The organism is Pelagibacterium montanilacus (assembly GCF_003992665.1).
GTDB lineage: Bacteria > Pseudomonadota > Alphaproteobacteria > Rhizobiales > Devosiaceae > Pelagibacterium > Pelagibacterium montanilacus.
Genome location: NZ_RZMX01000054.1, coordinates 1 through 10847, shown reverse-complemented (window position 1 = coordinate 10847; position 10847 = coordinate 1). Strand labels below are relative to the sequence as shown.

Below are 10847 nucleotides of genomic sequence, written 5' to 3'. Positions count from 1 at the left end.
GAGGAGGCAAGGCAGGACGTGTTCGACTACATTGAGATGTTCTACAACCCGAAGCGCAAGCACATCAGGAACGGGATGCTGTCACCCGTAGAGTTCGAACGGCAGCAGGAAATCTAACCCGAGGGTGTCCACGAAACTCGGGCCTATTCAGCCCGGGCCATTCACCGTTTGTACGGCGCGATGAGGTTGTCGAGCATAGCCAATTCTTCGCAGCTCAACTCCTTGAGAGGCGGACGCACGGGGCCAGCATCGAAGCCCTGTAGTTTGACGCCTGCCTTGATGGCCGATACGGCATATCCCTTGGCGCGGTTGCGTATGGTGATGAACGGATAGAAGAAATCCCTAAGGATAGACTCGCATTTGACGCGATCCTCGCCCCGTAGGGCCTTGTAGAAGTCCACGGCCAGCCCCGGCACGAAGTTGAACACGGCCGAGGAATAGGTGGTGAAGCCGGCACCGAGATAGGCTTCGGCGAACAGCTCGGCCGTGGGCATCCCGCCTAGATAGGTCAGCCGATCGCCGATGGTGGCCGTGATCTGGCGCACCAGACCGATATCTCCCGATCCGTCCTTGAAGCCGATAAGGTTTGGGCAGTGGTCGCAGAGCCGGGCGATGGTGTCGGCTGTAAGGATGGAATTGTCGCGGTTGTAGACCATCACGCCGATGCCGACAGAATGACAAACCCGGCGCACGTGCTCGAACATGCCCTCCTGAGGTGCATCGATAAGGTAGTGGGGAAGCAGGAGTATGCCGTCGGCCCCGGCCTTCTCAGCCGCCCTGGCGATCGAAATGGCCATTTCGGTGCCATAGCCGCACCCCGAAACGATCGCAGTACGCCCGCCCGCAGCCTCCTTGGCGGCCCGAACGATCTCGGGCACCTCGTCGGGAGTCAGCGAGAAGAACTCGCCCGTACCGCCGGCCGCGAAAAGTGTTGTTGCCTCATAGCCGCACAGCCAGTCGACATGCTGCTGATAGGAATCGGGCCTGAACCGACCCTCCGCGTCGAAATGGGTGACGGGAAACGATAACAGTCCCGCACCAAGCGCGCGTTTGACGTCCAGCAGATCCATCGCACAAGTCCTCGAACGAAAAAGAGAGTTCCGTTCAGGGATAAAATCCTGCCAGACGAAAGTCAACCACTTGTATGATATCTTCGGAAGTTGTTCAGTCAGGTTCTCTGGAGCAGCGAGCGATACCGGCGCTGGCTGCCTTGAAGGTGCTCGCGCATGGCCTCCCGAGCCGCTTCTGCATCGCCATTGGAGATGGCCGCGACGATCCTGCCGTGTTCCTCGTGGAGCTGATTGAGGTAGGCGGTACTCGCCAGTTCCTGAGCCGGCGCCAGTGTGGCACGGGGAATGGCGGCCTTGCCAATCAGGGCCATGAACTCGACAAAGCGCGGATTATTGGTAGCCTCGGCAATGGCATTGTGAAGCGCGAAGTCGTCGGCAGCGGTGGGAATTGCCTTATCAATACAATCGCCTACGGCATGATGACGGCGGATGATGGCTTCGTCCTGGGCAGGTGAGCGACGCACAGCGGCCAGCGCAGCGGCCTCCATTTCGACCGCCGATCTGAGTTCGAGAAGCTCGATGATCGACGATATGCGCGCATGGTCGATGTCCTGGAAGGGCAGCCCCGGAGGGGCAACGGGCTCGAGCACGAAGACCCCGGCCCCACGCCTGGGCTCGACAAGGCCATCGGAGCGCAGTGCGGCGATCGCCTCTCTTACCACGGTCCGGCTGACCTTGTGGGACTCGGTCAGCTTGGCTTCGCTGGGCAATTTGTCACCCGGGCGGAAGGTGCCCGCCATGATGGCTTGGCGAAGAGCGCTTGCCACCTGTACGACCAAAGTTCCGCCCACCCTGGCTTCTCCATTGCTCTTGATCAGTTCCGCCACGATATATCTGTCTCCTGCGGCAAGATGGGTCTTGTATGGTACGGTGTGCGCTGCACGACGGGCAAGTCAAGAGCCGTTCTGCAGTTGTCCTATCGCTTAACTTCGTCTTGTCCGGGCTGGTCTCCCGCCTTGGTCTTCGCATGCCGCGTACACGCTCCTCCGCCCTGGAACGATTCACGGTTGAGATCTGCTACGTCGAATTCGGCCACGAAGTCCTCTGCATTGTCGCGCGGTGCATAGAAGGCGTCCGCGGGATTGCGCCACCACGTGCGGGTATTGGCCGAGACGCCGTAGAGCACTTCGAATCCGAGTTCCGGGGCTTCAAGGCATCCGGTAACCAGCCGCTCAAGGTCGTCGTGGCTCAGCCATGTGGCGAGGTGCCGGGCGGCTGTCGGCCTTTCCAGTGCCGACCCGATGCGAAGGCAGGCCACGCCAAGTCCGTACTTGTCATGATAAAGCCGCCCCAATGCCTCGCCGAAGACTTTGGTTACCCCGTAGATCGTGTCGGGGCGAACCGGCGTGGCGGGATCGAGCCGGGTATCTGGAGAGTAAAAGCCGGTCGCATGATTGGAACTGGCGAACACGACGCGGCCGACACCGTGATGCCTCGCCGCTTCAAAGACGTTGTAGGTGCCCTCGATATTGGCGGGCAGGAGCGCCGAGAATGCAGCCTCGTTGCTGATACCCCCGAAATGAACAATTGCAGATGCCCCTTCCATCAGGCGAAATACGGCGTCGCGATTAGCCAGATCGCATGGTTCAAATCGCTCATTTTCGCCGAGCAGGCCGACATCGGCGATGTCTGAGCTGACAAGGCTACCGTAGCGCGCAAGGAGCCGGGGGCGCAGCACTCGGCCCAACCGGCCCGCCGCACCGGTGAGGACGAGCCGCCCGCTGTCTGTCGGTCCCGGTTTGCCGCGTGCCATTGCTTGCCCTGTCACTGGGTCGAAACGAGGTTGTCGTCGATATAGTCGAAGTTGATATCCTCCCCTAGGCCGGGCCCGCAGGGCAGGGGCACCATGCCGTCATCGTCCAGCGGATCGACGATGGCGTTGAGGTATTCGGGCGGCTCGTCATAGTCGATGAAGGGATGAAGCAGGCCGCGTTCGTACCATGTGGTGTTCTTGATCGCTCCAAGCACTGCAAGGCTTCCCGCGCCGGGACTGTGGACTTCGCAGTTGATCCCGAACGCTTCGGCCAAGCTCGCCGTCTTGATTGCCGCGCCGATCCCGCCGACGTCGATCACTCCGGTGCGCATGACATCGCAGGCTCTCGAAACGATCCACTCGGCGCGATTGAAGTACTTTCCGCCCGCCGATTCCGGGCCTATGACGGGGATATCGAGCTGGCTGGCCAGCCACCGGTAGGACGACATGCTCTGTTCGTCCATCGGTTCCTCGAACCAGTAGTATCCGAGCTTTTCGAGTCCGCGTCCCAGCTCGAGTGCGCTGAGCCGGTCATACCAGTGAAACGCGTCGAGCATCAAAGGCATGTCCGGGCCCACAGCTTCGCGGACCGCGGCGCAGGCCTTGAGGTCGGCCTTGACGTTGGGCGCCCAGGACACCGGGGGCATCCATGTGTGGAGTTTGATGGCCTTATAGCCGCGCTGGACCAGCCATTCGGCGTAACGCGCATAGTCCTCGGGGGTGGCTAGTCCGCCTTCGAGCTCGTCCCCGCACATGGTGCTGGCATAGGCCGGGATGCGGTCGCGAACCCCGCCGAGCAGTTTGTGAACCGGCATATCGAGGTGCCGGCCGATCAGGTCGTGCAGGGCCATGTCGGCCAGGGCGAGCGTGCGGTCGGTCAACTGGTCCGCGCTTCCGCGCTGCCAATGGGCCAACTCGTGCCAGAGCCGCTCCCGATCGAAAGGGTTCTGCCTCAGGTAGACCGTCTTGACGTAATTCTCGATGACGTGCGGGCGCATGGCCTCGGCGGCACCGAAGGCATGGCCCTGCGTTCCATCGGATGCGCTGATGGTAATCATCGCCTGTGTGGTGTCGCGTAGGGGACCGGGATGGCTGTGTCCGGCACTGTCCTTGTGCTTGCGGGTCTTGTGACGGAAAACCCTCACCTTGATGTCGGTGATCTCGATCATAGCGCATCTCCAAACACTGGCCATGGCGTCGCTGCAGGCGGAAAATAGTAATACAACATGGTCCTACCCAGATCACGCAATTCTGTCAATCCGGTCCGCAGATGCCGAATCATTCGCGGAAAAATATGAAAAAACAATGATTTAGTCTGATGCCGTGGGCGGAATATCTTGCATTGACCTCCGGCTTTATCTTGTCATATAAATCCTGAAGTTGTCTCAACGACGACGCAAGCTTCAAGGGAGGAGATCACATGACGTTATCCAATCCGTTCCGTAGGGCGCTTCAGGCGAGTTGCGCCACTGCGCTCGTGCTGTCGCTCGGACTGGCCGGCCCGGCGATGGCCCAGGATTATTCCCAGGCGCCAGAACTCGATGAAGCGGTCAGCGCCGGCGACCTGCCGGACATCGCCGACCGCCTGCCGTCAGAGCCCGAAATCGTCGAGCCGCTCGACGCGGTAGGCACCTATGGCGGGACCATCCGCTCGGCGCTGCGCGGAGATCAGGACCATAACGGGATCCTTTTGCTGGTCGGCGCGCAGGGGCTCGTACGCTGGGCGCCCGACTTCAGCGGCGTCGTGCCCAACGTTGCCGAGAGCTGGAACGTCAACGAAGACAACACCGAGTTCACCTTCCATCTGCGCGAGGGGATGCGCTGGTCCGATGGTGAAACGTTCAGTGCCGATGACATCGTCTTTGCGGCCGAACTGCTGGCCGATACCGAGTTCATGAGCAACATGCCCAGCAGGTATGTACTGGCCGATGAACCCATGGAGGTCGAGAAGGTCGATGATGCCACGGTCACGGTGCGCTTTGCGGCGCCCTACCGGAATTTCCTCGAGGAGCTGGCCAAGCCGCTCGGTCAGCACCTTGTGCTCTATGCGCGCCATTACTGTGAACAGTTCCATCCCGATTATGCGGACCCCGATGCGCTGGCCGCCGAACTCGAGGCCGCCGGAACCGATAGCTGGGCCCAGCTGATGCGGACCAAGTGCGCGGACATCGAATTGCCCACGCGCTGGGGCAATGTCGACCGGCCAACACTCGATCCCTGGGTGATCGAGCAGCCCTATACTGGGGGCGCAACGCAGGTTACGCTGACCCGCAATCCCTATTTCTGGCAGGTCGACACCGAAGGCCAGCAGCTTCCCTATGCAGACAGCCTGCGCTTCTCGATCATCGCCGATATCGAGTCGATCCTGTTGAGCACGATCAATGGGCAGTTCGACTATCAGGTGCGTCACATCTTCCCGATCTCGAACCGGCCGGTGCTGTTCGACAACACCGAGCAGGGCAATTTCGAGATCATGGATCTGACCCCGCTCGATTCCAACTTCCTCGGGCTCTATCTCAATCACTCCACCGACAATGCGGAGCTGCGCGAGCTGTTCGCCAACCGCGACTTCAAGGCGGCCCTGTCTCTGGGCATCGACCGTGTGGAAGTCGACGAGATCATCCAGCTCGGGCAGGGGGCTCCTTGGCAGATCGGGCCGTTTGAAGAGACCAAGTTCTATAACGAGGCGCTGGGCACCCAGTTCACCGCCCATGATGTCGAAGAGGCGAACCGGTTGCTCGACGACCTCGGGCTGACCGAGCGCGATGGCGACGGGTTCAGGCTGTTCGAGAATGGGGAACGGCTTTCGATCAACGCCATCGTTACGATCGCCAAGCCGACCGATGTGGAATCGCTCGAGATCATCCGCGAACAGTGGCGCGATATCGGCGTGGAACTGGTCATCAGCACGTCCGAACGCTCACTTTTCTACGAGCGCGCCCAGACCAACGCCTATGACATCTCCGCCGACACGGTGCCAGGGGCCGTCAATCCGACCCTCGACATGCGCGCTCTGGCGGCTGTTCATCCCCTCGAATCCCGTATGAGCATTCCGTGGGTGAACTGGTACCTTTCGGGCGGCGAAGGCGGCGAGGAGCCCAGCGAGAACATGAAGCAGCGGCTCGAGCTGATCGACCAGCTTCCCACAGCCTCAAGTGATGAAGAGGCCGACGAGATCGTTGCCGAGGTGCTCTCGCTGGCAGCAGAAGCCTTCGAGGTGATCGGGGTCTCCAAGCGTGCGCCTGCGCTCGGGATCCGGGCTTCGAACCTGGGCAATGTCTACGAGCAGATGCCTTATGGCTGGGATTACGGGACACCGGGGCCCGCACTTCCGCAGACCTGGTATTTCCAATAGGTCAATCGCACTCCCAAGGTTCGGGCGGGCCCGCAGGCCCGCCCGACACCCAGACTTCAAGGGTCCGACATGCTCGCCTTCATCGTCCGCCGCCTGCTGGCCGCGATCCCCTTCATGTTTCTGGTCTCGATCACGGTTTTCATCCTGATCCAGCTCCCGCCCGGGGATTTCGCGACGAGTTATGCTGCCAGTCTCTCGGCGGCGGGTGAGTATGTCGATCAGAACACCATCGCCGAGTTGCGCGCCCGTTACGGGCTGAACGATCCGCTGATCGTGCAGTACTTCCGGTGGATCGGCGGCATCCTGATGGGGGATTTCGGATATTCCTTCCAGTGGAATTCTCCCGTATCCGAACTGATCGGGGAGCGGATGGGCCTAACGGTCCTGCTCACCTTCGCCACCGTCATTTTCACCTGGGCCGTGGCGCTGCCTTTGGGCATTTATGCTGCGGTGCACAAGTATTCGATCGGCGACTACATTTTCACGTTCATCGGTTTCATCGGACTGGCCATACCCAATTTCCTGCTAGCGCTGGTGATGATGTATTTCGCCGTGGTCTGGTTCGGCCAGGACGTGAGCGGGCTGTTCTCGCCTGAATTTCGCAATGCGCCCTGGTCATGGGCGCGGATGGTGGATTTGGGCAAGCATCTGATCATCCCCATCCTCGTGCTCGGCACCGCATCGACTGCAGGCATGATGCGGGTCATGCGCGCGAACCTGCTCGATCAGCTTCACCAGCCCTATGTGGTGACCGCGCGCGCCAAGGGCCTGAGCGAGGCTCGGCTGCTGACCAGGTATCCGATCCGGATCGCGCTCAATCCCTTCGTGAGCACGATCGGCTGGTTGCTGCCCACGCTGGTGTCGGGCGAGATTATCACGTCGATCATCCTGAGCCTGCCGACCGCGGGGCCGCTGCTTTTGCAGGCGCTGCTGGCACAGGACTATTACCTCTCCGGCGCGTTCCTTTTGCTTCTGTGCATGATGACGGTGGTTGGCACGCTGATCTCGGACATCCTTCTGGTCCTTCTGGACCCGCGAATCCGGTATTCCTAGTATGACAGACACTGCTCCCCTGCCGCAGATGGACGCTCCGGGCGCAGCGCCCGACGCCACGGCTTCGCACTGGAAGCTGATGTGGCTGCGCTTTTGCCAGCACAAGCTGGCGCTCTTCAGCCTCTTGATCGTGGGGCTGATCTACCTGGTGGCGCTTCTTGCCGAGTTTCTCGCACCGTTTCCGCCGCAAGAAGCCAATGCTCGCCATGTCTATCATCCACCCCAGGGCCTCCATTTTTTCGTCAACGACGACAACGGGTTCAGATTCCAGCCCCATGTGACCGCGTTCCGGATGGAGCGTGATCCGGTTTCGCTGCGGACGAGTTATGTCGAGGACGAGGGCCAGATCATTCCGGTCGCGTTTTTCGGGCGCAGCACGCCATATCGCTTGTGGGGTGTGATCCCGATGGACCGGCAACTGATCGCCCCGGTCGAAGCGGGACAGCGCTTTTTCATCATGGGTACGGACAGGCTGGGGCGCGACATGCTCAGCCGGCTGATCCACGGCACCCGGGTATCGATGACGCTGGGGCTGGCCGGGGTAGGGATCAGTCTCGTGCTGGGGCTGCTGCTGGGAGGGCTGTCGGGGTATTATGGCGGACGCATCGATTGGGTTATCCAGCGGTTGATCGAGTACATCCTCTCCCTGCCAACCATTCCGCTCTGGATGGCGCTGGCGGCGGCCATGCCGCGCAACTGGCCGCCTACGCTGCAATATTTCACCATCACTTGCATTGTGTCGCTGGTCGGCTGGACGGAGTTGGCGCGCGTGGTTCGAGGACGGTTCCTGGCCATGCGGGACGAGAGTTTCGTCGTCGCCGCCAGACTGGATGGGTGCAGCCAACGCCGCGTGATCTTCAGGCACATGCTGCCATCCCTCGCCAGTCACATCATCGCTTCGGTCACCCTTGCGGTGCCGCTGATGATCATCGCCGAGACGTCGCTGAGTTTTCTGGGGCTCGGGCTTCAACCTCCGGCTATCAGCTGGGGCGTGCTGCTCCAGGAGGCGCAAAACATCCGTTCGATCACCCAGGCGCCCTGGCTTTTCATTCCCGGTGCGCTGGTCGTCGTCGCGGTGCTTTCGCTCAATTTCATCGGTGACGGATTGCGCGACGCCGCCGATCCGTATTCGAAATAGGGGCCTCCATGCTTTCGGCAACCACATTGGACATACGCGGCGAAAACACTGGGGCAGGGGCTCCCCGGACGCTTCTGGAGGTGCGCAACCTTTCGGTGACCTTCCAGGCGTCGATCGGACGCCAGGCGGTGAGCGCGGTCCAAGACGTGAACTTTACGGTTCACGAGGGACGAACGCTCTGCCTCGTGGGGGAGAGCGGTTCGGGCAAGTCGGTTACAGCCCGCGCCATACTGGGGTTGGTCGAGGAACCCGGGCAGATCGCGGGCGGCCAGATTCTCTACCATCGGGAGGACGGAATCCAGACCGATCTGGCCGCGCTCGATCCCAAGGGCAAGCCGTTCAGGTCCATTCGCGGCAACGAGATCGCGATGATCTTCCAAGAGCCGATGACCTCGCTGAGCCCGGTCCACACCATCGGTTCGCAGATCATCGAGGCGATCCGCCTGCATCAGCTCGTCTCGCGCAAGCAGGCACGCGAACAGGCGATTGAGCTCTTGCGCCAGGTGGAAATTCCCAGTCCCGAGGCCGCCATCGACCGCTACACGTTCGAGTACAGCGGGGGCATGCGCCAGCGGGCGATGATCGCCATGGCGCTTTCGTGCTCGCCACGCCTGCTGATCGCCGACGAACCCACGACCGCTCTGGACGTGACCACCCAGGCCGAGATCCTCGATCTGATCGCGCGCATGCAGAAGCGATACGGCATGGCTGTGATCTTCATCACCCACGACATGGGCGTGGTGGCCGAGATAGCTGACGATGTCGCGGTGATGCGGCGAAGCCAGCTTCTTGAGTACGGGCCGGTTCGCCAGATATTCGATACCGCCGAGCACGGTTACACCCGGGAGCTGATCGAGTCGGTTCGCAGGCTCGAGCATTCCGCACGCACTGTCCGCGGCGCCAAGGTCTCACCCCAGGTTCTGCTTTCGGTTCGCGAACTTGAAAAAAGCTATGGCGGGCGGGCGACCGGGCTGGGCAAGCGCAAGGCGGGAGCTGCGGTGCGGGCGGTCAAGTCCGTGTCGTTCGACCTTCACCGCGGCGAGAATCTGGGCATTGTGGGGGAGAGCGGTTCGGGCAAGACAACCCTTGCCAACTGCCTGATGCGCATCCTCGAGCCCTCCGCCGGCACCATCACCTACACGCGCGAGGATGGCTCGGACCTCGAGGTTGCGCGCGCGGGCGGCGGCGCTTTGCGGGCCTACCATCGCGACGTGCGCATGGTGTTCCAGGACCCGTTTGCATCGCTCAACCCCCGCATGACCGTCGCCCAGATCTTGGCCGAGCCGCTCAAGGTCAACAACGTGCTGACCCGGCCAGACGATTTGCGCAAGCGCGTGGGCGAGTTGCTCGATATGGTGGGCATGCCGGCGGATGTCGCCGAACGATATCCACACGCCTTCTCGGGGGGGCAGCGCCAAAGGATCGGTATCGCACGGGCGCTTGCGCTCGATCCGCGCCTTGTGGTGGCCGACGAGGCGACCTCGGCGCTTGACGTGACATTGCGTTCCCAAATTCTCGATCTGATGCTCGACCTGCAGGAGCGCCTGAACCTGAGCTATATTTTCATCAGCCACGACCTTGGCGTCATTCGCTACTTCTGCGATCGGGTGGCCGTGATGTACCGCGGAGAAATGGTAGAGCTCGGCCCGGCGGACACAGTGTGTTCGACCCCCGACCACGACTATACAAAAGCCCTGCTTTCGGCCGCGCCCGCCGGGCATCCCGATGAGAAACGGTTGGCCAACCGCCACCGGTATGAGAGGCCATAGGCCCGCGGCGAATCGTCGCGCCTCAGCCGAAGCGGGGGATGGGTACGCCGGGGGTTTGGGTGGTCGTCCAGTAGAGGTGCCCGCAGGCGTCCGTCGCATCGTCCTTGCGCCGCAGCGAGGTGACGAAGAGGTGGCGCATGTCGGGGCCGCCAAAGCACGGCATGGTGGGAGCGAGGGCCGGCATCGGGTAGCGGGCCAGCAGAGTGCCATCCATGGCGTATCGGTTGACGCAACCGGCCGAGACCCCGGCGCTCCAGTAGCAGTCGTCGCGGTCGAACGCGCCGCCATCGGGACGACCATCGGCGGGGCCGGGGGTGGCGATCCGCCTGCGCTGTGACATCTCGCCGGTCGCGGGATCGAAGCGGTAGCGGTCGATCCACTGGCCGCGGGAATCGGAGTGGATCATGGTCTTGCCGTCCGCACTCCAGGCGAGCCCGTTGGAGGTGAAGACCTCGCTCACCCTTTTTGTCACGGTGCCGTCGGGCAGGACGCGATAGAGCGCGCCGGCCGGGCCGCCATCGGGGGCGATGCCGGCGCTGCCGATCCAGAAGGCGCCGTCGGGGCCGACCTTGCCGTCATTGAGGAAATTGTCCACGCCACCGGGCTCGGGATGGACGAGAAACACCAGCTCTTCGGTGTGGGGATCAAAGAGGTGCAATCCGTCGCGCAGCGCGAGCAGGACGCGGTTGTCAGGAGTCAACGCGATCGA

The 10847-nt window shown here is 62.0% G+C and carries 10 protein-coding genes; 5 read left to right on the top strand and 5 right to left on the bottom strand.

Translation table 11 applies throughout. From position 1 onward, the window contains the following. A partial coding sequence (locus EO136_RS18895; RefSeq protein ID WP_246018404.1) for an IS3 family transposase occupies positions 1-117 on the top strand: 117 nt, incomplete at its 5' end. A 44-nt stretch (positions 118-161) separates the two neighbouring features. Here EO136_RS18895 and kdgD read toward each other — a convergent pair. The 4 genes from kdgD to EO136_RS15165 form a co-directional block, all read right to left on the bottom strand. Continuing rightward, positions 162-1070 (bottom strand): 5-dehydro-4-deoxyglucarate dehydratase, encoded by a 909-nt coding sequence (gene kdgD / locus EO136_RS15180; RefSeq protein WP_127145243.1) that lies wholly within the window; start codon positions 1068-1070, stop codon positions 162-164. Between the two features lie 98 nt (positions 1071-1168). Beyond that, positions 1169-1897 (bottom strand): FadR/GntR family transcriptional regulator, encoded by a 729-nt coding sequence (locus EO136_RS15175; RefSeq protein WP_246018403.1) that lies wholly within the window; start codon positions 1895-1897, stop codon positions 1169-1171. An 89-nt stretch (positions 1898-1986) separates the two neighbouring features. Then, positions 1987-2823, bottom strand: coding sequence for an NAD-dependent epimerase/dehydratase family protein (locus EO136_RS15170; protein ID WP_127145242.1), 837 nt, complete (start codon positions 2821-2823; stop codon positions 1987-1989). An 11-nt stretch (positions 2824-2834) separates the two neighbouring features. After that, a complete protein-coding gene (locus tag EO136_RS15165) occupies positions 2835-3989 on the bottom strand; it encodes a mandelate racemase family protein (protein WP_127145248.1) in 1155 nt (384 codons plus the stop codon). 254 nt (positions 3990-4243) lie between these two features. On the opposite strand from EO136_RS15165, the gene EO136_RS15160 reads away from it, so the two are divergent. The 4 genes from EO136_RS15160 (at position 4244) to EO136_RS15145 (ending at position 10138) form a co-directional block, all read left to right on the top strand. Then, positions 4244-6178, top strand: coding sequence for an ABC transporter substrate-binding protein (locus EO136_RS15160; RefSeq protein WP_127145241.1), 1935 nt, complete (start codon positions 4244-4246; stop codon positions 6176-6178). Positions 6179-6247: 69 nt separating this feature from the next. Further along, entirely contained in the window at positions 6248-7231 is a 984-nt protein-coding gene (locus tag EO136_RS15155) for an ABC transporter permease (RefSeq protein WP_127145240.1), read from the top strand. A 1-nt stretch (position 7232) separates the two neighbouring features. After that, a complete protein-coding gene (locus EO136_RS15150) occupies positions 7233-8369 on the top strand; it encodes an ABC transporter permease (protein ID WP_127145239.1) in 1137 nt (378 codons plus the stop codon). Between the two features lie 8 nt (positions 8370-8377). After that, complete coding sequence (locus EO136_RS15145) at positions 8378-10138, top strand: ABC transporter ATP-binding protein (protein WP_127145238.1); 1761 nt, start codon at positions 8378-8380, stop codon at positions 10136-10138. 22 nt (positions 10139-10160) lie between these two features. Here EO136_RS15145 and EO136_RS15140 read toward each other — a convergent pair. Further along, on the bottom strand, positions 10161-10847 hold a 687-nt coding region (locus EO136_RS15140), incomplete at its 5' end, for an SMP-30/gluconolactonase/LRE family protein (protein WP_164730632.1).

Coding starts and splice junctions, on each gene's coding strand:
- kdgD (WP_127145243.1), bottom strand. CDS start 1,070: ATGGATCTGCTGGACGTCAAACGCGCGCTTGGTGCGGGACTGTTATCG.
- EO136_RS15150 (WP_127145239.1), top strand. CDS start 7,233: ATGACAGACACTGCTCCCCTGCCGCAGATGGACGCTCCGGGCGCAGCG.
- EO136_RS15170 (WP_127145242.1), bottom strand. CDS start 2,823: ATGGCACGCGGCAAACCGGGACCGACAGACAGCGGGCGGCTCGTCCTC.
- EO136_RS15160 (WP_127145241.1), top strand. CDS start 4,244: ATGACGTTATCCAATCCGTTCCGTAGGGCGCTTCAGGCGAGTTGCGCC.
- EO136_RS15155 (WP_127145240.1), top strand. CDS start 6,248: ATGCTCGCCTTCATCGTCCGCCGCCTGCTGGCCGCGATCCCCTTCATG.
- EO136_RS15145 (WP_127145238.1), top strand. CDS start 8,378: ATGCTTTCGGCAACCACATTGGACATACGCGGCGAAAACACTGGGGCA.